The organism is Streptomyces sp. NPDC053076 (assembly GCF_044546845.1).
In the GTDB taxonomy this organism is placed as follows: Bacteria; Actinomycetota; Actinomycetes; order Streptomycetales; family Streptomycetaceae; genus Streptomyces.
The window spans coordinates 15319-36915 of record NZ_JBITZL010000019.1; the positions used below are offsets into that span (position 1 = coordinate 15319).

General features: G+C 69.3%; 20 protein-coding genes and 3 pseudogenes. 17 read left to right on the forward strand and 6 right to left on the reverse strand.

Going from position 1 to position 21597, the window contains the following annotated elements:
- The first annotated feature begins 1 nt into the window (after position 1).
- Together ACIGYR_RS38385 and ACIGYR_RS38390 are read left to right on the forward strand one after the other, a co-directional pair.
- Positions 2–1288 carry a sensor histidine kinase gene (locus tag ACIGYR_RS38385; RefSeq protein WP_399608602.1) on the forward strand — a complete coding sequence of 429 codons (1287 nt, stop codon included), beginning with the start codon at positions 2–4 and terminating at the stop codon, positions 1286–1288.
- Positions 1285–1953 (forward strand): response regulator, encoded by a 669-nt coding sequence (locus ACIGYR_RS38390; RefSeq protein ID WP_399608604.1) that lies wholly within the window; start codon positions 1285–1287, stop codon positions 1951–1953. The genes ACIGYR_RS38385 and ACIGYR_RS38390 overlap by 4 nt, the downstream gene beginning before the upstream one ends.
- 141 nt (positions 1954–2094) lie before the next feature.
- On the opposite strand, the gene ACIGYR_RS38395 is transcribed toward ACIGYR_RS38390, so the two are convergent.
- On the reverse strand, positions 2095–3138 hold the full coding sequence (locus ACIGYR_RS38395) for a sodium-dependent transporter (protein ID WP_399608607.1): 1044 nt from the start codon (positions 3136–3138) through the stop codon (positions 2095–2097).
- Positions 3139–3230: 92 nt separating this feature from the next.
- Between ACIGYR_RS38395 and ACIGYR_RS38400 the strand changes: the two genes are divergently transcribed.
- From ACIGYR_RS38400 to ACIGYR_RS38425, 6 genes and pseudogenes are all read left to right on the forward strand, one after another.
- Complete coding sequence (locus ACIGYR_RS38400) at positions 3231–4070, forward strand: hypothetical protein (RefSeq protein ID WP_399608610.1); 840 nt, start codon at positions 3231–3233, stop codon at positions 4068–4070.
- 152 nt (positions 4071–4222) lie between these two features.
- Positions 4223–5152, forward strand: coding sequence for a hypothetical protein (locus ACIGYR_RS38405; protein WP_399608612.1), 930 nt, complete (start codon positions 4223–4225; stop codon positions 5150–5152).
- Between the two features lie 278 nt (positions 5153–5430).
- Positions 5431–6603, forward strand: coding sequence for an MFS transporter (locus ACIGYR_RS38410; RefSeq protein WP_399608615.1), 1173 nt, complete (start codon positions 5431–5433; stop codon positions 6601–6603).
- 209 nt (positions 6604–6812) lie between these two features.
- Entirely contained in the window at positions 6813–7622 is an 810-nt protein-coding gene (locus ACIGYR_RS38415; RefSeq protein ID WP_399608618.1) for an alpha/beta fold hydrolase, read from the forward strand.
- A complete protein-coding gene (locus ACIGYR_RS38420) occupies positions 7622–8878 on the forward strand; it encodes a PP2C family protein-serine/threonine phosphatase (protein WP_399608620.1) in 1257 nt (418 codons plus the stop codon). Before ACIGYR_RS38415 ends, ACIGYR_RS38420 begins: the two co-directional genes overlap by 1 nt.
- Before the next feature lie 126 nt (positions 8879–9004).
- Positions 9005–9164 (forward strand): annotated as a pseudogene (locus ACIGYR_RS38425) (site-specific integrase); the annotation flags it as partial.
- Between the two features lie 710 nt (positions 9165–9874).
- Here ACIGYR_RS38425 and ACIGYR_RS38430 read toward each other — a convergent pair.
- Complete coding sequence (locus ACIGYR_RS38430) at positions 9875–10096, reverse strand: SpoIIE family protein phosphatase (protein ID WP_399608622.1); 222 nt, start codon at positions 10094–10096, stop codon at positions 9875–9877.
- A 240-nt stretch (positions 10097–10336) separates the two neighbouring features.
- A complete protein-coding gene (locus tag ACIGYR_RS38435; protein ID WP_399608624.1) occupies positions 10337–10909 on the reverse strand; it encodes a TetR/AcrR family transcriptional regulator in 573 nt (190 codons plus the stop codon).
- A gap of 125 nt (positions 10910–11034) precedes the next feature.
- Between ACIGYR_RS38435 and ACIGYR_RS38440 the strand changes: the two genes are divergently transcribed.
- The 4 genes and pseudogenes from ACIGYR_RS38440 (at position 11035) to ACIGYR_RS38455 (ending at position 13096) form a co-directional block, all read left to right on the forward strand.
- On the forward strand, positions 11035–11475 hold the full coding sequence (locus ACIGYR_RS38440) for a nuclear transport factor 2 family protein (protein WP_399608626.1): 441 nt from the start codon (positions 11035–11037) through the stop codon (positions 11473–11475).
- A gap of 54 nt (positions 11476–11529) precedes the next feature.
- Positions 11530–11772 (forward strand): annotated as a pseudogene (locus ACIGYR_RS38445) (hypothetical protein); the annotation flags it as partial.
- 418 nt (positions 11773–12190) lie between these two features.
- Entirely contained in the window at positions 12191–12616 is a 426-nt protein-coding gene (locus tag ACIGYR_RS38450; RefSeq protein ID WP_399608628.1) for an Hsp20/alpha crystallin family protein, read from the forward strand.
- An 84-nt stretch (positions 12617–12700) separates the two neighbouring features.
- Positions 12701–13096: a DUF2267 domain-containing protein gene (locus ACIGYR_RS38455; protein WP_391836748.1), complete on the forward strand. Its 396-nt coding sequence runs from the start codon at positions 12701–12703 to the stop codon at positions 13094–13096.
- Positions 13097–13524: 428 nt separating this feature from the next.
- Here the strand turns inward: ACIGYR_RS38455 and ACIGYR_RS38460 are convergent, their stop codons facing one another.
- Complete coding sequence (locus ACIGYR_RS38460) at positions 13525–14607, reverse strand: protein kinase family protein (protein ID WP_399608630.1); 1083 nt, start codon at positions 14605–14607, stop codon at positions 13525–13527.
- A 968-nt stretch (positions 14608–15575) separates the two neighbouring features.
- Between ACIGYR_RS38460 and ACIGYR_RS38465 the strand changes: the two genes are divergently transcribed.
- The 3 genes from ACIGYR_RS38465 (at position 15576) to ACIGYR_RS38475 (ending at position 18070) form a co-directional block, all read left to right on the forward strand.
- Entirely contained in the window at positions 15576–17018 is a 1443-nt protein-coding gene (locus tag ACIGYR_RS38465) for a PP2C family protein-serine/threonine phosphatase (RefSeq protein WP_399608633.1), read from the forward strand.
- An 8-nt stretch (positions 17019–17026) separates the two neighbouring features.
- On the forward strand, positions 17027–17392 hold the full coding sequence (locus ACIGYR_RS38470; RefSeq protein ID WP_399608636.1) for an STAS domain-containing protein: 366 nt from the start codon (positions 17027–17029) through the stop codon (positions 17390–17392).
- 198 nt (positions 17393–17590) lie between these two features.
- Positions 17591–18070, forward strand: a complete 480-nt coding sequence (locus ACIGYR_RS38475) for an ATP-binding protein (protein WP_399608639.1) — start codon at positions 17591–17593, stop codon at positions 18068–18070.
- A 209-nt stretch (positions 18071–18279) separates the two neighbouring features.
- On the opposite strand, the gene ACIGYR_RS38480 is transcribed toward ACIGYR_RS38475, so the two are convergent.
- Positions 18280–18450, reverse strand: coding sequence for a hydrophobic protein (locus tag ACIGYR_RS38480; protein ID WP_361950522.1), 171 nt, complete (start codon positions 18448–18450; stop codon positions 18280–18282).
- Between the two features lie 352 nt (positions 18451–18802).
- Between ACIGYR_RS38480 and ACIGYR_RS38485 the strand changes: the two genes are divergently transcribed.
- Positions 18803–18967 carry a hypothetical protein gene (locus tag ACIGYR_RS38485; protein WP_399608642.1) on the forward strand — a complete coding sequence of 55 codons (165 nt, stop codon included), beginning with the start codon at positions 18803–18805 and terminating at the stop codon, positions 18965–18967.
- A gap of 1025 nt (positions 18968–19992) precedes the next feature.
- Here ACIGYR_RS38485 and ACIGYR_RS38490 read toward each other — a convergent pair.
- A pseudogene (locus ACIGYR_RS38490) lies at positions 19993–20372 on the reverse strand (ATP/GTP-binding protein); the annotation flags it as partial.
- A gap of 444 nt (positions 20373–20816) precedes the next feature.
- Between ACIGYR_RS38490 and ACIGYR_RS38495 the strand changes: the two are divergent.
- Positions 20817–21572, forward strand: a complete 756-nt coding sequence (locus ACIGYR_RS38495; RefSeq protein WP_399608645.1) for a hypothetical protein — start codon at positions 20817–20819, stop codon at positions 21570–21572.
- Positions 21573–21597 lie beyond the last annotated feature (25 nt).

A 21597-nucleotide genomic window follows, 5' to 3' on the forward strand; every position in this document is an offset into this window, starting at 1 on the left:
CGTGACCACCGATGACCTCAGCGGGATGGGACCGCTGGTCGCCCGACTGTCCCGGGGCGGCCAGCGGTTGCGGCAAGCCGACCGGACACACCCCTGGGTGCTGGACACCGCGGTCGTCGTCCTGGTTTTCCTGATGTTCTGCCTGCCCGACCTCTTCCACAGCGGTGTGGACGACGGCGACGGCCCGCGCCGGTTCCGGCTCGCCTTCAACCAGCTACCCGTCGCGGGAATGCCGGCCTTCCAGGCCGGACTGGTGCTGCCCTTGTTGTGGCGGCGACGCAAACCCCTCATGGCGTTCGCCGTCATCACGGCGGTATTCGTCCTCCAGTGGTCCCTGGGCGCGGCGCTGCGCGCGGACGTCGCCCTGTTCATCGCCCTGTACAGCCTGGCCCTGCACGGGTGGCTGCGGCAGTTGCCGTGGGCCTGTGCGGCCATGGCGGGCGCCATGGCGCTGGTCGCGGTGCGCGCATCCCCGGCCGTGTCCGTGTGGGATGCGCTGTTCTTCCTGCTGAGCACGGCGACGGCGGCGCTCGCGCTCGGTCTGGTGGTGCGCATCCGCCGGGCCCAGCTCGCCGGCCTGCGGGAGCGGGCGGCCCGGCTGGAGATCGAGCGCGACCAGCGCAGCAGGCTGGCCACGGCCACCGAACGCACCCGTGTCGCCCGTGAGATGCACGACATCGTCGGCCACAACCTGTCCGTCATCATCACGCTCGCCGACGCCGGCGCCTACGCCACGGACATCGCTCCTGAACGCGGCAAGGAGGCCCTCCAGCTCATCGGCGACACCGGCCGACAGGCCCTCGGCGAGCTGCGGCGCGTGCTCGGCGTGCTGCGCGAGACCACCGAAGGCCCGCCCGGCGGTCCCGAGCTCAGCCCGCAACCCGGCCTCGCGGACATCGAAGCGCTGTGCGCCAGGGTGCGCGCCGCCGGACTGGAGGTCGTCTACCGGACCTCCGGCGATGTGGACGCCCTGGACAGCGGCGTGCAGCTGACGGCGTATCGCATCCTTCAGGAAGCCCTCACCAACACCCTGAAGCACACCGATACCGACACCGACACCAAGGTGCACCTGACGATTCTCGTCGAGGACAGCCGGGTGAACATCCAGGTCCGGGACACAGGCCCGGCCTCACCGTCCGGACCGCCGAACGAGGAAGGACATGGCCTGGTGGGGATGCGGGAGAGAGCCGCTCTGTACGGCGGAACCGTCAGTGCGGGGCCGACGGCCGGCGGAGGATGGAGCGTCGAGGCCGTCCTCGACCTGACGCCCCAGGGCGGTGACCGGTGACCACCGTGCTCATCGTGGACGATCAGCCGCTGCAACGCTACGGCTTCCACCTACTCCTGGACTCCGTCCCCGAGACCGACGTCGTCGGTGAGGCCGGCCACGGTGCCGAGGCCGTCCGCAAGACCGCCGACCTGCGTCCGGACGTCGTCCTGATGGACGTCCGGATGCCCGGCATGGACGGCATCGAGGCCACCCGCCGCATCGTCGCCGCCGGCGGACGTTCACGCGTCCTCGTGCTCACCACCTTCGACCTCGACGAGTACGTCCACGCCGCTATCCGCGCCGGTGCCAGCGGCTTCCTCCTCAAGGACGCCCGCCCCGAAGAGCTCCTCGCCGGCATCCGAGCCGTCGCCTCCGGCGACGCCGTCATCGCGCCCGCCCTCACCCGCCGCCTCCTGGATGAATTCGCCCGCTACGTCCCCGCGCACCGGGGAGACTCCGCCGTGGACCCGGGACTCGGCTCCCTCACCGACCGGGAGCGGGAGATCCTCGTCGCCGTGGGCAAGGGGTGGACCAACGGCGAGATCGCCACCCGCTTCGTCTTGTCAGAGTCCACTGTCAAGACCCACGTCGGGCGCGTCCTTGCCAAGATCGGCGCCCGCGACCGCATCCAGGCCGTGATCTTCGCCTATGACCACGGCCTCGCCCGGCCCAGCGTGGACTGAACCGAGGGCGGCCGGGCAGTCCGGCGGCGCCCGTCAGAGTGCCCCGCGGCAGCCGTGGCCGCGCAGGGTGGTGATGCGGGGCAGGCTGCCGGGCTGGTACGTCGGAGGAGGCAGGCTCGTCGGGCGGCGGCTGAGCATCGTTCAGGGGCCTGCCGTGGGAGCGGGGCCGTGCCGGAGGCGGGTGACGATGCGGCTCGCGGCGGTCTTCTGGAGCAGGCCGTAGGCGAGGACCGGCAGCAGCAGGTGGGGTTTGTCGGGCAGGGACGCGGTGATCAGGACCGCGCCGGCGCTGCTGTTGTTCATGCCGCAGGCGAGAGTCAGCGACGAGGCGGTGCCCGTCTCCAGCCGCAGGACGCGGGCGGCGGCCCGGCCGAGGGCGAAAGAGAGCAGGCAGACCAGGGCGGCCACCGCCAGGGCGGCGGCGAACAGCAGAGGGCGGGGCCTGGTGAGGACGGAGCCGAGGGCGCCGCTGGCGTTGACGTAGGTCAGCAGCAGCGAGCCGGTCAGGGCCAAGGGCGTCACCGTCAGCTGAAGGCGGTGTAGCAGGCGCGCGGGCAGGACGAGCGCGCCCAGGAGGCCCGCCGCACAGGGAAGGACCACGGCGGTGAGGGCGAGACCGCCCTCGGCCAGCCGGCCGGCGGCGGCGAGGGTATGCGCGTAGCCACCGCTGAGCAGCGGCGCCAGGGTCTGCAGCAGCAAGGGGGTGGTGAGCGGGCTGAGGAGGGTGGAGGCCAGGACGAGGCCCACCATCGTCGGCTGGTCGCCGTCACCCTTGTCGGTCCACACGGTGGCCCCGGCGGCGACGGGCATCGCCACGACGAGGATCATCGCGGTGAGCAGTCCGCTGCCGCCGTCGGTGTCAGGGGTGCGCCGTAGCAGGAACGCGACGACCGGCACTACCACCAGCGGGATCGCGAGGTGCAGCACGAGCCCGGCGAGCAGCGCCTTCGGGCGTCGCAGCAGGCGGCCCAGCGCGCGGACGGGGACCTGGAGCCCTGCCGAGAACAGCACCAGGGACAGCAAGAGCGGTGCGGTGTGCAGCGTCAGGTGCGTCGGCGTCAGCGGTAAGGGATGGGGGCGGCGCAGCCACAGGCCGGGGCCGGGCAGGAACAGAGCGAGGGCATAGGACATGACGACGACGCGGCCGAGCCGGTGCCGCAGCCAGGACGCGGCGCGGGTATGCATGGGCCCATCGTGATCAGGCCAGACCCGGCGGGCCGCGAAGGCCGCGCGGCAGTCAGGATGCGTTCAGGTGCTCACTGGCAGCGTCCTGCCCCATGACCTACGAACTCTCCGAGACTCCGGAGGCCGAACCGGGCCCGAACGCCTCCGCTCCCCCCTCCCACCGCCTGGGCTGGAACAAGGTCCCCGAGGTCACCGCCTATTTCTGGATCATCAAGGTGCTGTGCACGACGGTCGGCGAGACCGCGGCCGACCTGCTCAACGAGAAGGCCGGCCTGGGCCTGACCGGCGTGTCGGTCCTGATGAGCGCGCTGCTCGCGGTCGTCCTGGTCGTGCAGTTCCGTACGACCGTCTATCGCGCGGGCGTGTACTGGCTCGCCGTCGCCCTCATCAGCGTCGTCGGCACGCTGATCAGCGACAACCTCACCGACAACATAGGCGTGCCGCTGGAGACGACCACTGCCGTGTTCGCCGTCCTTCTCGCCGTCGTGTTCGTCGTCTGGTACCGGCGCGAGCGCACCCTCTCCATCCACAGCGTCGACACCACCAGCCGCGAGGCGTACTACTGGCTGGCCGTACTGTTCACCTTCGCCCTCGGAACGGCGGGCGGCGATCTGGTCTCCGAGCGCATGGACCTGGGCTACTGGCTCGCGGCGGTCCTGTTCGCGCTGGCCATCGCCGCCGTGGCGATCGCCCACTTCGCGCTCGGCCTGGACGCGGTGTGGAGCTTCTGGATCGCCTACATTCTCACCCGCCCGCTCGGCGCCTCGATCGGCGACTACCTCTCCCAGCCGACCGGCGACGGCGGCCTCGGGTTCGGCACCGTCGTCACCAGCGGGCTCTTCCTGACGGTCATCCTCGGCCTGGTGGTGTTCCTGATGGTGACCCGCAAGGACGTCGCGGACCCTGCGCGCGTGACGCGGCAGGCGGCCTGAACGGTTCGGAAGGCGTTCAGGAAGCGTTCAGGCGATCAGCGACAAGATCGGACACCACGGCCGGCCTCGGCGGTCGGCCCGTGTGTCGCAGGGCGCCCGTCGCGTGGAGACGGGTGCCCTTGCACACCCCCCACGAACAGGAGTGACCGCCCATGGAGAACCCTGAAGCCCTCACCGACTTAGACGCCGCCGCCCGGCAGCAGCGGGCCGCGACCACGGCCAGGTCGGTGATGAGGAAACTGCCCGAGGTCACCCTTGCCTTCTGGATCATGAAAGTCGCGGCGACGACCCTGGGCGAGACGGCCGGCGACCTCTTCGCCCAGACCCTGAAGCTCGGCTACTTCCTCACCACGATCGCCCTGTTCCTGCTCTTCGTGGTGACCCTGGTCGTTCAGTTGTGCTCCCGCCGCTACCACCCGTTCTTCTACTGGACGGTCATCCTGTCGACCAGCATGGCCGGCACCACGATGTCCGACTTCATGAACCGCGACGCCAGCACCAAGTACCTCTCGAGCGGCGCCACTTCACTGGGCTGGGGACCCCAGGGCCTCGGCCTCGGATACCCGACGGGTGCGGCGGTACTCATCTCGATCCTGGTCGTCATTTTCGCCGTCTGGAAGCTGACCGGGATGACGTTCGTCATCCGTGACATCGTCAGCTTCCGCGGGGAGGCGCTGTTCTGGTCGGCGATCCTCGTCTCCAACACCCTCGGCACCTCGATGGGCGACTTCCTGTCCGACAGTTCGGGCCTCGGCTACGCCGGCGGGGCGGCGCTGGTGACCGGTGTCCTGCTGGTGCTGGTGGCCCTGATGAGGGTGCCCGTCGTGCCGAACGTGCTGCTGTTCTGGATCGCCTTCGTGCTGACCCGCCCGCTCGGCGCGACAGCCGGCGACTTCCTGACCAAGCCGGTCGCGAAGGGCGGTCTCGACCTCGGAACGGCGGGCTCGTCGGCCGTGCTGTTGGCCGTACTGGTCGGCCTGACGGGTTACGCCCACGCTCAGGAGCGCCGCAGCCTCGCCCGGTCCGAGGCCCTGCCGCCGGAGACGGGCGACCACGACCGGCCCACCGAGCGGGCCGACTGAGCGCGAACGACGCCACGCTCGTCCGGCGTACGCGGGAGAGCGTCCTGGGCCTACCTCAGCACCTGACCGGTACATCGTGTCGAGAGAGGATGCGCCTGCCGGATTCGTCCGGCGAGGATGAGAGCGCCACCAGGAGGTGGGCCGATGTTCACGAGGCCATGTCCGGCCTGCCGGCCACGCGACCCCCGGGGGAGCAGGTCGTGAAGCCCGCCCGCACCACGTCTGCCACGTCCGAACCGTCGGACGGACCTGTCCCGAGGCTGTCGGCGTGGCGGTTCGTGTTCGTGTTCGGGGGCGTCAGTCTGCTGATGGACTTCGTCTACGAGGGCGCTCGCTCCGTCACCGGCCCACTGCTCGCCCACCTGGGCGCCTCCGCGGCCCTGGTCGGTGTGGTCACGGGGGCGGGCGAGGCCGCCGCGCTCGGACTGCGCCTGGCTTCGGGACCACTGGCCGACCGCAGCCGCCGCTTCTGGTCGTGGACGATCGCCGGATACGTGCTGACCGCGGCCACCGTCCCGGTGCTCGGCCTGACCGGAGTGCTGTGGGTGGCCTGCACCCTGGTGATCGCGGAACGCGTCGGCAAGGCCGTGCGTTCCCCGGCCAAGGACACGCTGCTCTCGCACGCCACCGCCGCCACCGGACGCGGCCGCGGCTTCGCGGTCCACGAGGCGATGGACCAGGTCGGCGCGCTTGTCGGTCCGCTCACGGTGGCCGGGGTCCTCGCCCTCACCGGCGACGACTACGTCCCGGCGCTCGGGGTGCTCGCGCTGCCCGGCGTGGCGGCCGTCGCGCTGCTGCTCTGGCTGCGTGCCAGGGTTCCCGATCCGGGCGGCTACGAGACCACCGTGGGCGCGGCGGCGTCCGGGGAGCCGCCTTCCGCCGGGTCCTGGGAGAGGAAGCTGCCGCGGGCCTTCTGGACCTACGCGGTCTTCACAGCCGCGACCCTGACCGGTTTCGCCACGTTCGGTGTGCTCTCCTACCACCTGGTCGTCCGCCACCTGATGCCGACCGCGATGGTGCCGGTGCTGTACGCGGCGGCCATGGCCGCGGACGCGGTGGCGGCGCTGGCCACGGGGTGGCTGTACGACCGGTTCGGCGCCCAGGTCCTGGTCGTCCTGCCGCTGCTGTCCGCCGCCGTTCCGGCGCTGGCCTTCACCGACGCGGTGGGGGTCGCCGTGGCGGGTGCACTGGTGTGGGGCGCCGCGGTCGGGGTTCAGGAGTCCACGCTGCGTGCCACCGTCGCCGACCTCGTACCCGTGGGCCGCCGGGCCACCGCGTACGGCGTCTTCGCCGGGATCATGGGTGCGGCCGCGCTGCTCGGCGGCGCTTTGACCGGGGTCCTGTACGAGGTCTCCGTCCCCCTTCTGATCGCCGTCGTCGCCGGCATCCAGGCCGCCGCGCTCGTTCTGCTGCGGGTCACCCGGGCCGTGCGGTCCACGCCCGTCCGCTGAGCGCCGAAGGTAGGGGCGCGTACGGGGCGTTCTCGTCACCGCGCTGCCGTGCGGCGGGGTGCCGGGGGCAGGTCCCTCAAGGTCATCCCGGACTCGAGGGGTTGGTGGGAACTGTTTGTGGGATCTACTCGGTGCGGTTGCGATTGCTCTCGGTGAGTGCGTGCTTTATGTCCGTCTTGCCGCCATATGACTCTGCGAGGATGGTTCGTATGGACGTGCGAAGCAGAAACCAGGTGCGGGTGTCCGGCCGGCCTGACGGGCCGGTGGTGATGCTGGCGCACGGGTTCGGGTGCGACCAGAACATGTGGCGGCTGGTGGTTCCGGCGCTGGAGCGCGATTACACCGTGGTGGTCTTCGATCACGTGGGGGCGGGGCGCTCGGATCTGTCGGCCTGGAGCAGGGAGCGGTACTCCAACCTGGACGGCTACGTCGAGGATGTGCTGGAGATCTGCCGCGAGCTGGACCGGGGGCCGGTCACGTTCGTGGGGCATTCGGTCAGTGCCTCGATGGGGGTGCTGGCTGCCGCTCGCGAACCGGAGCGTTTCGCGGGTCTGGTGCTGCTCACCCCCTCCCCGTGTTTCATCGACGATCCCGCAACCGGCTACCGGGGCGGGTTCAGCGCGCAGGACATCGAGGAACTCCTCCGGTCGCTGGACGCGAACTATCTCGGATGGTCCGGGGCGATGGCTCCGGTGATCATGGGCAATCCGGAGCGGCCGGAGCTGGGTGATGAACTGACCAGGAGCTTCTGCGCCACCGACCCGGAGATCGCCCGGACCTTCGCACGGGTCACGTTTCAATCCGACAACCGCGCCGACCTGGCCGGGGTGGACGTGCCCACCCTGGTGGCCCAGTGCGCCAGCGACGCCATCGCCCCGCCGGAGGTCGGCGCCTTCGTTCACGCCCAGATCTCGGGCAGCCGGCTCGTCACGCTCGACGCCACCGGGCACTGCCCCCAGCTCAGCGCCCCCGAACAGACCGCACGGGCGATCAGTGCGTTCGCGGGGTCGCTCCGGTGATGTCCGGGGACGGCGACGATTCGAGGAAGCATCCGGGGGAGCGGGCGGATGACGAGCGGGTGCTGTTCTCCGCTCTGCTGGAGGACAGCGTCGAGGATCTGTACGAGAACGCCCCGTGCGGTTACCTGTCCACCTTGATGGACGGGCAGATAGCCAAGGTCAACGCCACGCTCCTGGGTTGGCTGGGCTACGCGCGCGAGGACCTGGTGGGCCGCAAGCACTTCTCCGATCTCCTCACCGTCGGCGGGCGGCTGTACCACGAAACCCACTTCGCGCCTCTGCTGCGCATGCAGGGGGAGATCCGCGGCATCGCGCTGGAGATGAAGGCGGCCGACGGCGGCCTGCTGCCGGTGCTGGTGACGTCGACGGTCAAGACGGGCGGCGACGGCGAACCGCTGCTGATCCGCACCACCGTGTTCGACGCCCGCGACCGGCGCGCCTACGAGGAGGAACTGCTGCGCGCCCGCAAGGAGGCCGAGAGGGAACGCGAACGGCTCCAGCAACTTGCCACGACGCTCCAGGCGACGCTGCTGCCGCCCACGCTGGCGAACGTGCCGGGCCTGAACGTGTCGGCGCACTATCACATCGCCTCTGCCGACAGGGTCGGCGGCGACTTCTACGACCTGTTCCCCCTCGGTGCCGGCACCTGGGGCATGTTCCTGGGCGACGTGTGCGGCAAGGGCGCCGCCGCGGCGGCCATCACCTCCCTGGCCCGCTACACCCTGCGCGCCGCATCCGTCTACGACCCCGACCCCGTGGCGGTCCTGAGCAATCTCAACACGGTCCTGAACCACGAGTACACCGGCGACGACCCGCGGTTCTGCACCGTCGTCTTCGGCCTGCTCACCCCTGCCCGTGACGCGGGCGGCTTTCGGATCACCCTGGCGAGCGGCGGACACCCCCCGGCTCTGCTGATGCGCGCCGACGGCAGTGCCGACTTCCTGCCCACCCCGGGCGGGCAACTCGTCGGCGTCCTGTCCGACGTCCACATCGCCACCACCACTTTCCACCTCGGTCCTGGCGACACCCTGCTCCTGCACACCGATGGCCTCACGGAGGCCCACACCGCCATCCGCGGCGACCGCTACGGCGACGAGGCCCTCCTCGACTTCGGCCGCGCCCTGGCCCCCACCACCGCCCAGCACACCATCGCCGCGATCCGTGACCTCCTCGACACCCTCGGCTCCGGGGTGGACGACGACACCGCCGTCCTGGCCGTCAGCGTGCCCGGGCCCGACGCTGAAGAGCACTGGTGACGCGTGTGGCCCTGCCGCCGGCGGCGCCCTCCGGCTGACGAAGGCCCGGTCGGGTACGGTCACGCCCTTGGCGCTCCGGCAAGACGGTCTGTGTGACCACGTCGATGTCCGTCATGGTTCGCTCAGTTGCGGGGCAGCGCGGCGGTCAACACCTGGAACGCCCGTCGCGCGGCGGTGCTTTCCTGGCTGGGGTGGTGCGCCGAGCGCGGCTACGACGGCCGTATGGTCCCGGCCTGGACGAAGCGGCTGCCCCCCGGACTCCGGCACAGGGGCCCGGGCAGCCCTCGTCTGTCGAGGTACTGCTGGAACGCCGTGGGCGGCCGCGCGGGCCGCCATTCCATCGCCTCAATCGTGGTTGGCGTTACCGCGTCCAGCGGACACCCTCTCGGCGGTGGGAACCGCCGTCGTCGCTGCGGTGCGTTCGATCGTGGTCGGTATCGGTTTCCGTGTGGGTCCACCGGTCCTTGTGGCCGTCGTCCCGTCGGTCCGTACGCCCCTCATGGTCGTGCATCCAGGCGATCTGCCCGAGGACCCAGTCAAGGCGGGCGTCATCCTGGGGGTCCGCGGGCCGTACGGAATGCGAAACGAGGGCGGATCGCTCGTCCGTCGGCAAGTCGGCTGCCGATGCGGGCACCCCCGCGATGATGAGGGTGGCCGCCGTGAGCACTGCAGAGGCAGCCGTCACGGCTACTCCGGACGCAATCCTGTACCGCATGAGATTTCTCCTTGCAAGCCTCATGACCTGCGCAAACAGGCGTAGATCGAGTGCCTTGAACCAGCACTGAAGACACTACGCCCCGGTTGGTTGAATGGTGAACTACACCCCCTGTGAGGTGCACCATGCAGGGACGACGGCTCTGCCGGCACCTCTGCGCATGGTCGACGCGTACGGCGCGCTGCCGGAGGCCCGGATCACTCCGGTCGACGACTACTCCTGGGGGCACCGCCGCCGCGAAGACCACCGAAGCCCTTGACCGGCCTCCGGGCCGCGCGTGGTCAGCAGATGCGAGCGGCGAGCAGCACGGCGTCGTCGTAGCGGTCTCCTTTCACGAGCGCCTTCAGCGGTACGTCGATCAGTTTTTCGAGTGGGGGCGGGCCGGGGCTGGCGGCGACTCCTGCCTCGCGCAGGCTTGTGGTCAGCCTCTCCAGACCGATGCCGTCGCCCGGCGTCACGATGACTCCGTCGGTGAGGAAGAAGAGGGTGTCCCCCTGACTCATCAGACATCGCAAGGCAACAGCGCGCCGTTCGACGGTACTTGGCATCCGAGAGGGTCGCCCCCACAAGAAATCCGCTCCCGTGGAGACAGCGCGTGAGGGAGACCGGGATGGCTTCGACATCAACCGGTACGACTAGATGATCGATTCCAAGGGGTCAGTCGGGCGCCGCCGATGCTCGCAAACGGTGGGCTGAGTCGCGCTCCGTTGCGCAAGGCCGGGGGATGCCGGCACGCCGCCGGTTCAGCGCGGCCGCAGCCCGTCGAAGACCACCTCGAAGATCCGTTCCCGGGCCGACACGTCGGTCCCGAGGTGCTCCATCGTCGTGCTGGTGCCGACCAGCAGGGCGATCAGCTCCGGCAGGCCTAGCTCCGAGCGGACCGCCCCGGCTTGTTGCGCCCCGGCCAGTAGCTCGGCCAGTTGCGCCTGGATCACCTTGCTGGACTCCTGCAGGGCGGCGTGCGCGTCCACGCCGGCGGCGGCGAGTGCCTGGGCGAACTCGTTCTTGCCCGCGGACTGGTCGATCACCAGGCGGAAGCTGCCGAAGAAGGCGTCGGCGGGTTCGGCCTCGGTGGCCAGCTGCGCGGTCTGGGCCGCGATCGTCTCCAGCCTGCGCACCATCACCGCCTCCAGCAGGGCCTCCTTGGTCGGGAAGTGCCGGAAGAGCGTGCCGACTCCGACCCCGGCGGCTCGGGCGATCTCCTCGGTCGGCACGCCGACGCCGCGGGTGGTGAACACCTCCGTGGCAACGTCCAGCAGCCTGGCCCGGTTGCGGGCCGCGTCCGCCCGCAGCGGGCGTTTCTGAGCGCCGCTCATCCCTCCGCCCCACCCTTCCCCGCCGATGGCAGAGTCACCCTGGACAACCGGAGTCGCCAGTCCGTATCGTGCGTAACCTGAGTCGCTAGTCCGATTCTAGCGACGGATCAGGGAGGGGGTTGATCATGACTGAAACGCTGTCACCACGTGAGGTCTTCCAAGAGCTCCTCGAGGGCATCACCGCGGGGCGGTTCGCGGGGCTGGCCGAGCTCTACGCCGAGGACACCGTGGTGGAGATCGCCTTCGCGCCGGTCGGGCCGCGCCGGTTCGAGGGGCGGGCCGCACTCAAGGAGCGGTTCGCGGAGGTCTCCGAGCATTCGCCCGTGGAGCTGACCGCGACGAACGTGGTGATCCGGGAGACCGACGACCCGGAGGTGATCGTCGCCGAATGGAACTACCAGGTGCACCACCGGGTGACCGGGCGGAACTTCGAGGTCGCCAACATCCAGGTGCTGCGGGTCCGCAACGGCCTGATCGTCAGCAGCCGGGACTTCCACGACCACCTCGCCCTCATCGTGGCCGGCGGCGACCTACCGCAGCTGGTCGCGGCGCTGGACGGCAAGTAACGCGAGCGGCAGGGCCGCGGGTCGGGATTCCCCCCCAGGGGTCTCGGCCCGCGACGCGCCGGCAATGAGAACGGCGGCCGACTCCACCCGGAATACACCCGCACCGCAGAGACCTGGGAGCGACCACTCCCAGATGTCGTCGATCACGGTGAACGGCAAGGTCTACGGGGACAGTACGGCTCCACCGACCAGAGTGAACGCATCCGCCTCGGCGACACGTACTTCCACAAGGGGCCCCTCGGCCTGTCCGCGAAGACGACGGCCGGTGCGGACATGGGCTTCAACCGGGAACCCGGGGCACGCTGGACTCGTCGCCGTCTTCGTGGTCACGGGCCTGATAAGGACACGGAGACGGCGATGACACCCAAGGTTCATCGACGGACCGGCTCCGGCAGCACTTTCCTGCGGCCGGAGCCGCAGTCTTTTCGCGAAGACCGAGGTGAGGGCTCACCGTTCTCTCGCCCTGCGCGCCGCAGGGCGGCCGCCAGAATCAGCCGGAGTGCGCACGAGCCTGAGATGCGGCGCCTCAGCCGGCCCGGTGGTGCGTGGTGCGTGGTGCCATCTCGTTGCACAAACCCTCACTGTCTCGCCGGCCCCTATCCACTCGGGCTGGCAGGTGAGACAGACTTGAGTAGAAGGTTGTCAAATTTTGTCATGCGAGCTATATAGGACCTGTCGTCGACATGTGCATCCTGCCTTCAGGGAGGAGTGACCGATGATGCTCATGCGAACCGACCCCTTCCGCGAGCTGGATCGGCTCACCCAGCAGGTGTTCGGCACGGCGGCGAGGCCGGCGGCCATGCCGATGGACGCCTTCCGCGACGGCGGCACCTTCGTCGTCGAGCTCGATCTGCCAGGCGTATCGCCTGAATCGATCGACTTGGACGTCGAGCGCAATATGCTGACCGTCAAGGCGGAACGCCGCCCGAGCGCCGGTGAGAACAGCGAGGTCGTGATCGCGGAGCGGCCCACCGGGTCCTTCAGCCGCCAGCTCTTCCTCGGCGACACCCTGGACACCGACCGCATCGACGCCTCCTACGAAGCCGGCGTGCTGCGGCTGCGGATCCCGGTTGCCGAGCAGGCCAAGCCCCGCAAGATCGCCATCAGCGGCGGCGACTCACGTCAGCAGATCAGCAGTTGAGACACGGCATAGACGGGCGGGAGCCCGGTCCGGCGGCTCCCGCCGCGTGCCCACTGGCGGCGGCCAACGACTCCGGAGGACGTCATGCGCATGCACTGGAACGCGTTCATCGCCGCGGTCCAGGAACGCGGGGAATACCCCACACCGGAGGAAGCAGAGCGATCCTCCCGCGTCGTCCTGGCCCTGCTGGGCGCTCATCTGGTGGGAGAGGTGCGCGCCGAACTGGCTGCCCGGCTGCCTGAATCACTGGCGCTGCTCCTGCTCAACCCTCTCCAGGCGCATGAACCGCTCCCGCCTGAGCGGTTCATCCGGGCGACTGCGGCCTGGATCGAAGGTGCCACCGAGAAGACCGCAACATGGGACGTCAGCGCGGTGCTCAGCGTAGTGGCCGATGTCGCGGGAGAGGAGCTGATGAACCGCATCCTGCTCCAGCTCCCGCCGGGCTACGACCTGCTCTTCGGACGCCCACAGGGAACCTGACAGGGGAAGACAGTCCTGGTGGCATACACGACGCCGGGCAGGCTCTGCCTGCAGCGTGGGCTGGCAGACGCCGGGTGAAGAGACTGGACACGACGATGGGCTACAAGGCGATCTACCCGGCCGAGACCAGCGAGGCCCATCGCGCCTTCATCGCCCACCGCAGGGCCACCCGACCCGGCGATGTGTCGGACGCCAACCGAGGAGGAACGGGACGCTTTCCTCGCGCACTTCGACAAGGGCAAGGTCTCCATCGATACCTGCGCTCGTGCCTTTTCAAGCCCTTGTGTTCATGAACACGCTTGCGTTCGTTGCTCGCTCCTCCAGCGGTGCCATTATTCCAGACCGGTACCGAGTCCTACCGGCTGGCCCACACCAAAGCACAGCCTGAACGCGCTGCGGTCGGCTGACCAGAACGGAGCAACGGGCACTCACTTCCCTGACCTTGATGCGCCAGCCAAGGCCCGCTGAACCTCTGCCGCGGGGAAGGGAGTGCGCTTGCTCTGCGTAAGCAGTCGATGATGGAAGTCGTCCAGGATGATGGCGTGCGGAGCGTGACGGTCGATGATCGCGCCGATGTCGCGCGGAACGTCGGCGGGTTGGTGGCCATCGACCCATTCGCGCAGGAAGGTCCCGTGTTCGGTGCCACCACGCAGGTCGTCTGGCAGGTGGTGATGAAGCAGGTGGTTCGGTGCGTAGGAGCGGTCGTACACGAGGTGATCAGTGAGGAAGGCGCACTCTTCCGCTGAGAGTTCAAAGTCGCGGCTCAAGGCGAGTCCGAAGTCCGCGAAGTACACCAACTGGCCGTCGGTGAGCAGATTGGCGAAGTGCGTGTCGAAGTGGACCAGTCCGCGCGCGCTCATGAATTCTGTCCCCCGCAGCAACGCGTGCTCGACCCATCGATAAGGCGACTCGCCTCCCGGCTCTGGCAGGGCCCCGTCACGGGTGTCGCCGAGCCACTCGGCGAGCGTCTGTGGCACGTGCTCAAGGAAGAGCACCAGGCTGAAGGAGGACCTTCCGATGGCCTCCAGTCGACGGCGCACAGCCGGCGAGCCCTCCCAGTGCGCTACGGCCCCCTCAACACCCCCGAGCCCGTCGATAAAGTCGGCAGGGGGACTGTCAGGCAAGACCCGCCAGTGATACAGCAGCGGAAATCCTGCATACTCGTTCCTCAGTGCCCAGCCTGTCGTCATGATGTGCGCGGCCAGCTCACGCCAGGCACCGAACCCCGCCGACCCCACCCCGTACTGGTAGAAGAGAGGAAGCTCGAACAGGTTTCTGGTCGACCTTACGTGCTCCGGCTGCAACTCGATGTCTGTCAGCGGGACTCGCTTGACGAAGACGCGTATCCCTTCGACTTCCATCTCCGCCGACCTACCGCCGATACCGGAGCCGAGCCTCGGCGCGGCGGCCACCGCATCCTCAAGCCGACGGTCATTGAACAGGGACAGCCGTGTTCCCACGGCTGCGTAAGCGGACACTCGCGCGGCATGCGCTGACTCCGTCACGTCCATCGGCGGCTCCAACCTGACATCAAAACTGACTTCTGTTGATCATGCCAGGGTGGTGAACGCGACTCCCGAAGTCGCCGCCGCTCTGTCCTGCACGCACCGGACTGCGAGGAAGCACCGGCGGGGGCGCCGCTGCTCGACGCGAGAGAGCACCCGGGGCATCCGGCTGTGCACCTTGTGCGGTTGCGCCCCGGAGCTGACGCCTGCTGCGAGGCTTCGACCACATCGACGACACCGGCGGTGCTGACGACACTCCTGGCCAGACGCCGAGCAACCGGCGGCCCGGTGCCCAGAGCGGTCGGTGCCTCCGGTGATCTCAAGCACCCGCTTGAGCTGTGGCGTAGGCGCGGCCACACGCAGGCTCCTCAAGCCCGAATCGTCCAGCACAACCCGGGAATGCTTTTGGGCGGCCCCACCGCCGCTCGCCCTGACGCATGTCCATTGAGGCGAGCCATGGGCTAAGAAAGGGGATAAGTTCGTGGCTAAGCAAGCTTGCCTGCCCAAGCGGTGCCCATCAGGGCGTGATCGCATGATGAACCGGCGCTGCAGTACATGCTGCCCGGTCTCGCGTCTGGCCATCGGCGCGCTCCGCCTGACCGGGTGGGACAACATCGCCGAGGGCCTGCGTCATCGACCGCCGCTTGGTACGAGGCGCTGGAGTGGACGGCGGCACGACCTGGGCGCGCGGGCGCCCGGAACGCGCCCGCAGCCTCCGGCGCAGCCGCCCATTCGAGTCCTGCTTGCCCGCCCCTCCCGGCTCTGCCGCAGCAAACGCGTACACCTTGCTTCGCATGGCGGTGATCACGTCCAGTCGAACGTGCGAGGCCACAGCAGGAAGGCCGAAAGGAGGTTCACGACGCTGCCGCGATAGGTCTCGTGTTCACCGCGGCATTGGCGTTCGGACGTGGACTCGATCTAGGCTGCGTCGGTTCGTGCCGCTCGCGGCGGCCCATCGACGGAGAGGAAGGCCGATGACGCAGCAGGCTTCGGCGGCCCACCCGGCGCCCGGGCGGCGCCCCGAGCTGGTCCCGGAACCACATGTGGAGGCGGCCCGTATTGAGGCGGTCCGCCGCTACGACATCCTCGACACTCCGCCCGACGGCGCGTTCGACCGGGTGGCGGCGATGGCCGCCCGCCTCTTCGATGTCCCCGTGGCCACGGTCACGATCGTGGACACCGACCGCATCTGGTTCAAGGCCGCACACGGCCTGGAGGGTGTCAAGGAGATCGGCCGCGATCCGGGCCTGTGCGGCTCGGCGATCTTGCGCGATGACGCGCTGGTCATTCCCGACACCCTTCGTGATCCCGTGGCGGCGGACAATCCGCTGGTCGCCGGCGAGATGGGGGTGCGCTTCTACGCCGCCGCACCGATCATCACCCCTGACGGGCACCGGCTGGGCACGGTCAACGTCCTGGACACCAAGCCGCGTTCCATCACCGAGGACGACACCGCCACACTGGCCGATCTTGCCGCGATCGTGCTGGACGAGATGGAGCTGCGGCTGTCGGCGCTGCGCGCACTACGCAACGAGCAGGAGCGGCGGGAGGCGGAAAGGGCGGCGCGGGAACGGGCGGAGAAGGACAAGAGCGCCATCGCCGCGTTCGCCTCCACCCTCCAGCGCACCCTTCTGCCCCCGGCGCTTCCCGTGGTGCCCGGCCTGGAGCTGGCCTGCCACTACCGCACCGCCTCCGTCCATGATGTGGGCGGCGACTTCTACGACGTCTTCCCCGTCGACGGCAGCCGGTGGGCGTTCTTCCTCGGTGACGTGTGCGGCAAGGGCCCCGAGGCGGCGACCGTCACCGCACTCGCCCGCCACACCCTGCGCGTCGCGGCCCAGATCGACCCGGACCCGGTCACCGTCCTGAGCACGCTCAACACCGCCCTGCTCACCGACGTCACCGCCGGAAGCCGCTTTTGCACCGCCCTCTTCGGCCTCCTGACACCACGGGAGGACGGTGGTTTCACCGTCACCGTGGCCACCGGCGGCCACCCACCGGCCTACCACCTGCGCCCCGACGACAGCGGCGCGGTATGGGTCAAGGCGGTCCGGCCCAAGGGCGGCATGCTCATCGGAGCCTTCCCCCAGGCATCCTTCGCCCAGGCCACCTTCCTGCTGGCCCCCGGGGAGGGCCTGTTCCTCTACACCGACGGGCTGATCGAAGCCCGCACCACCCAGGACGCCATGCTCGGCGAGGACGGCCTGACCGGCTTCCTCCACCAGCGCACCGGCCCCCTCACCGCCACCGCCCTGATGGAAGACGCCGTCACGTTGCTGGCCTCAATGCCCGACGGAGCCGGCGACGACGTGGCCCTGCTGGCCCTGTCCGTGTCTGACCCCGAAACCGCACCCGACACCGGCGTCGCCGCCACCGCCCACACCACCGCCGCACCCGAACACTTCGGCCAGGAGTGATGACCGACGTGACCCACGCACTTCACCTGACCGTCCAGCACCCCCACCCCGGCCTCGCGATCGCCACGATCGTCGGGGACGTAGACATGCAGACCTCGCCCACCCTGCGCTCCGGGGCCCTGGAGATCATCCAGCAAGGACACCCGCGCCTGGTCCTGGACCTGGCACAGGTCGGCTTCTGTGACTCCGCCGGTCTCAGCGCGATCATCGGCATCTGGCACGCGGCCCAGGAAGCGGGCGGCTCGCTCAGCCTCGCCGCCGTCCCCGACCGCCTGATGCGCATGCTCAGCATGACCGGCGTCGACTCGCTCCTGCCTGTCCATGCCACAGCCACCGACGTGACCGAAAGCCCGCGCGCCTCCGCAAAGAGGTAAGCAACTTCTGGTCTGCCAGACCAGAGGCTTGTGCGCGATCCAGCGGGGCAGCCAACAGACAGTCTGGTTCTCTACACGGCAGCGGACGCCATTCGAAAGAGCTTTCGAGGGCGGATGGGTGCTGTCTGGCCAGCCGTGCGATCCTGCCGGGCACAGCGTGAATTTCTTGTGACGGTCGTGTGGGGCGGGGCGGGTTGCGTGGGGCAGACGGCGGGGGATGAGGGCCAGAAGACCGGCAACAGTGATCCGCTGTCGGCGTCGGCCGCCTATGACGGCGACTCTTCCTGTATCGGTGCCGCGCGGCACCTGGCCATCGGCTTCCTCACCGACGTGCAGGCCGTGCACGGGCTGCCGGTGTCCGAGCGGGCGATGGGCATGACGCAGCTGGTGGTCAGTGAACTGGTCACCAACGCAGTGAAGTACGCGCCTGGGCCGCTCATGCTCGATCTGCAGATCGTTGGCGGTGCGGTACAGGTGTCGGTGTGGGACAGCGACCCGGTCCTGCCGGACGTCGCTGCCAGCGACCCGCGGCGGGTGGGCCGGCACGGCCTGGAAATCACCCTCGCCGTCAGCCAGGGCTACGAAGTCCACCGCGAACCGGTCGGCAAACGCGTCACGGCTTTGATCGCTCTGGCCGACGACCCCGGCGGGAACATCGTCGGCCGCACCGCTCCCTAAAGGCCCGGTAGCGACGCCAACAGGAGGGAGCTGGGGTCCGATGGTTGGAGGCGTAGGTTCCGCTGCTTCACCGGGCCCCAGCTATGAGGCCTGGTGCCCTTGAAGGTGGCGATGACGCCGCTTCGCCGGGTGGGATGTCCTGGGGCGGACAAGCCTGCGGGCCCCGGGTACACCCGGGGCCCGCAGTGTGGCGCGTTGCCGCTTGATGGTTACCAGCGATACCAGCGGCCCTTGCGGCCGCTGGTATCCGCCGTCCGCACGACGAAGCCCAGCAGCCAGACCACCAGCACGATCACGGCGATCCACCACAGTGCCTTCAGTGCGAAACCCGCACCAAAGAGGATCAGAGCCAGTAGCAGAACCAGAAGCAGGGGAACCATAGTTATCAACCTCCGACGCTCCGGATGCCCGGTCCATCGAAGAACACACGGCCGATTTCCCTGGTTTCTCCACCGCTGATACGGACACTCGACGCACTTCTGCCACCGCAGACATCGCCCGTGCGATCCCGCCGCCAGGATCGCCGAGGGCCACAACCACGACCACACGGCGGTCCCGCCGCACGGCTGTCGACCACCAGACCGGGCTGCTGCCCTCACTCCGGCGCAGCGAGCCGTCGCCGTCCATGCACACCCTCCGGAGCTGCTGGAGACCGGAGGGCGGACACGGCGCCTGACGACCGAGACGAAGTCGGCCCTGAAGACGACGGAGTTCTTCGTCTACATCGCCTCCGTGGTCGCGGCCCTGATCGCCTCCATGGTGGTGGGCACCGAAGAGGGCCACGCCGATTACCTCCGCGCCGACCGTGCCTGGCTGTACATCGTGGTCCTCACCGTCGGCTACATGATCAGCCGAGGACTGGCCAAGTCCGGCAGCCGCGAGCCGTACGACTCCTGACACGCATAGCCACCCGACGAACAGCGAAGGCCGACACAGCGCGAGCAGTGGCCGCGAGAATCGGTGAGGCCCGGACACTCCGTCCCGAAATACCGCCGGGTTGCAAACGGGTGATCCCAGGGACCGGCATGGTCACCCGCGCGCATCTGCGCGAACATTCCCCGTGCAGTGTGGATGCTGAAATCGTTGCGGTGCCACGCCACCGCAGCAGCGCAGCAGCACCGCCTCCCGCCCGACCGTCGGGTGAGGACAGGACGCGGCGCAAAGCCGGACGGGTGACTCCCGGTAGGGCGGGGCCGGCCGTCAGTCCTTGGCGATGGCCATGCCGAGGAAGATTCCCACCAGCAGCGCGACGCTGCCGGTGGCCATCACCGCCCACGTCCCGGTCTGCGTCGCGGTGAACGTCGACGTCATCCCCGCCTGCGCCGCCGCCTGTGTGGCCAGCCCCCGCCAGGGTCGCCTCCTGCGTGGCCAGAGCCGTCTCCAGCTTCTGGACCTTGCTCTCCAGCTCAGTCTGTTCCATCGTGCGGTTCCTCTCTCACGGTGTGCTGGCCGATTCCGGCATCACCGTCCATCGCAGACGAGGGATCCGGGTCCGGAACCTTTCGGCGGCCCAAGTTTCATGGCGTGCCGTTGAGCGCGGCTGGTCGACCGTGGGTGGGCCGATGTGCAAGGACCAGTCACCGGTGTATTCGGCCCGGTCGATCCGCAGGGGTTCCAGGGCGTCGGCGTCGTGGACGTCGGCCCGGATGATGCGGCCGGTGCCCAGGTGCAGGGAGACCCAAAGCTGCCGGCCTATCCGGTTGTGACGCTCGGAGTGGGGGTTGTTGGTGTATGGAGCGTCGGCTGGCCTGGTGCGTTGTGGGTCGGTTCCCGTGGGCAGTTCGGGGTGTGAGCTGGGGTTGTGTCGTGTGCGCTGAGTGGGACCGGGCTCGTTGTAGGTAATGGTTTGGTTGGTGTTTGTGCTGGTCAGGGCTGCTCTGGCTGGTTGGCGGGCCGGGGGTTAGCGGCTGCGGGTGGGGCGTGTGGTGTTCGGCGAGGTGGTCGAGTTGTACCGCGTCGAGGGCAGGGTGATGCGTTCGGTGCCGTCGCAGATGGCGGTGATGGCTGCTTGGCGGATGAGACGAGTGAGGCTTCCGATGCGTCCGGCGGTGCGCTGGTGGAGGTAAGCAGCGTGGCGGGGGAGGGTGCCGGGTTTCTGTTGTTCGAGGTCGAGGGCGTTTTCGATGTCGGTGATGACGTCGCGGAATGGTTCGCGCCTGCCGTGGCGGGCGGGGAGGGGGCCGCAGGTGATGAGGGTGGCGCGTCCGGCGAGCTGGGCGCCGCGTGTCCCGCAGAACAGGGGGGTGTCGGTGACGCTGATGCCGGCGTAGACGAACGTGGCGGGCAGGCGTTCGGTCGCGCTGGGGCACAGGACGGCCGCCAGGATCGCCCGCGAGGCGACGTCGATGGCGATCGAACGTTCGGGGCGGGCGAGGGTGCCGTCGTCGAAGACGCATTGTGACAGGCTGGGATGGGGGGCTCTTGCAAGTCGTGGTCGTGGATGACTACACGGTGTATTGAGTCCGTCGCGTCCTGAACTTGGTTCGTAGCCGATTGAGCCCTGGTCGTCGGCAACCAACTGCCCGCTCCTGCTCTCTTCCTTGGTCGACAGATGGCTGCGGTCGAACCGCCGCAGCCATCTCTGGCCAAGGGAGAATCGTTGTTCCGCAATGCAGTTGGGGCCGTGGGCGTCGCCGGTCTTGCCGTAGCCGCCTTGCTGGGAGGGGCGGCGGGGGCGTCGGCCGTCGAGGGCGCGAGCCCGGCTTCGGGCGGCGGCCCGTCTCCGGCGGTCCGCCTGGAGTACCACGTGGCTCAGAACCTCGCCCTGGAGGCGGGCGACGACATCTCGTTCAGCCTTGAGGGAATGCCACCGGGATGGGACAAGGTCGAGGTCACCTCCCCGGCCCTGCAGGAGCCGATCACCCTCACTCCCCTGAAGAAGGGGTCGACGCAGTCGCTCCAGGTGGACGCGCCGGGAACAGACCACCGCGTCCGCTCGGGCCTGCGCGCGGGCACCTATCCGGTCACCGCGACGAGCCACGGCCGTACCGTCGCCACCGCACAACTCAAGGTCCTAGCCGAGAACACTGCGCAGATCTACCGGTTCGTCATCGGTCCCAGGAACGCGTCCCCCGGCAGCGAAACACCCGCCTCCCTCCGCCCGGGCAGTGGCGTCCGGGTGGTTCTCACCGACCTGCGGGCCGCACCAGGGGAGGACTCCCTCACCGTCACGTCGCCCATCTTCAAGGGGCCGTTGACCATCAAGACGGACAGCCCGGACAACCCCGGCTGCAAATGCGACGACCCCGGCACGGTCTACGCGGGCCACGGAGAATTGCGAGGCGACGTACCCAACGGCCGCTACACCGTGACCGTGGTCAGCCACCACGGGCAGCAGACCACGAAGCAGCACGTCACGATCGCCGGCCAGCCCGTCGTGGACGGAGGCGACCCGTCCTGGGCGGTCACCGGTGGCGTCGCGGCCACGGGGCTGGCCCTCGCCTCCGGGGGCGCGTTCGCGGTGCGGCGCCGCCGCTCACGGAAGGCTGCGCCCTCCGCGTAGCGGCGGACCGGGCGGCCGCGGACCG

Excerpts from the sequence above, each read along its gene's own strand:
- ACIGYR_RS38400 (WP_399608610.1), top strand. The coding sequence starts at position 3,231 with ATGACCTACGAACTCTCCGAGACTCCGGAGGCCGAACCGGGCCCGAAC.
- ACIGYR_RS38405 (WP_399608612.1), top strand. The coding sequence starts at position 4,223 with ATGGAGAACCCTGAAGCCCTCACCGACTTAGACGCCGCCGCCCGGCAG.
- ACIGYR_RS38435 (WP_399608624.1), bottom strand. The coding sequence starts at position 10,909 with ATGAGCGGCGCTCAGAAACGCCCGCTGCGGGCGGACGCGGCCCGCAAC.
- ACIGYR_RS38395 (WP_399608607.1), bottom strand. The coding sequence starts at position 3,138 with ATGCATACCCGCGCCGCGTCCTGGCTGCGGCACCGGCTCGGCCGCGTC.
- ACIGYR_RS38440 (WP_399608626.1), top strand. The coding sequence starts at position 11,035 with ATGACTGAAACGCTGTCACCACGTGAGGTCTTCCAAGAGCTCCTCGAG.
- ACIGYR_RS38450 (WP_399608628.1), top strand. The coding sequence starts at position 12,191 with ATGATGCTCATGCGAACCGACCCCTTCCGCGAGCTGGATCGGCTCACC.
- ACIGYR_RS38455 (WP_391836748.1), top strand. The coding sequence starts at position 12,701 with ATGCGCATGCACTGGAACGCGTTCATCGCCGCGGTCCAGGAACGCGGG.
- ACIGYR_RS38465 (WP_399608633.1), top strand. The coding sequence starts at position 15,576 with ATGACGCAGCAGGCTTCGGCGGCCCACCCGGCGCCCGGGCGGCGCCCC.
- ACIGYR_RS38430 (WP_399608622.1), bottom strand. The coding sequence starts at position 10,096 with ATGAGTCAGGGGGACACCCTCTTCTTCCTCACCGACGGAGTCATCGTG.
- ACIGYR_RS38480 (WP_361950522.1), bottom strand. The coding sequence starts at position 18,450 with ATGGTTCCCCTGCTTCTGGTTCTGCTACTGGCTCTGATCCTCTTTGGT.
- ACIGYR_RS38420 (WP_399608620.1), top strand. The coding sequence starts at position 7,622 with ATGTCCGGGGACGGCGACGATTCGAGGAAGCATCCGGGGGAGCGGGCG.
- ACIGYR_RS38415 (WP_399608618.1), top strand. The coding sequence starts at position 6,813 with ATGGACGTGCGAAGCAGAAACCAGGTGCGGGTGTCCGGCCGGCCTGAC.
- ACIGYR_RS38460 (WP_399608630.1), bottom strand. The coding sequence starts at position 14,607 with ATGGACGTGACGGAGTCAGCGCATGCCGCGCGAGTGTCCGCTTACGCA.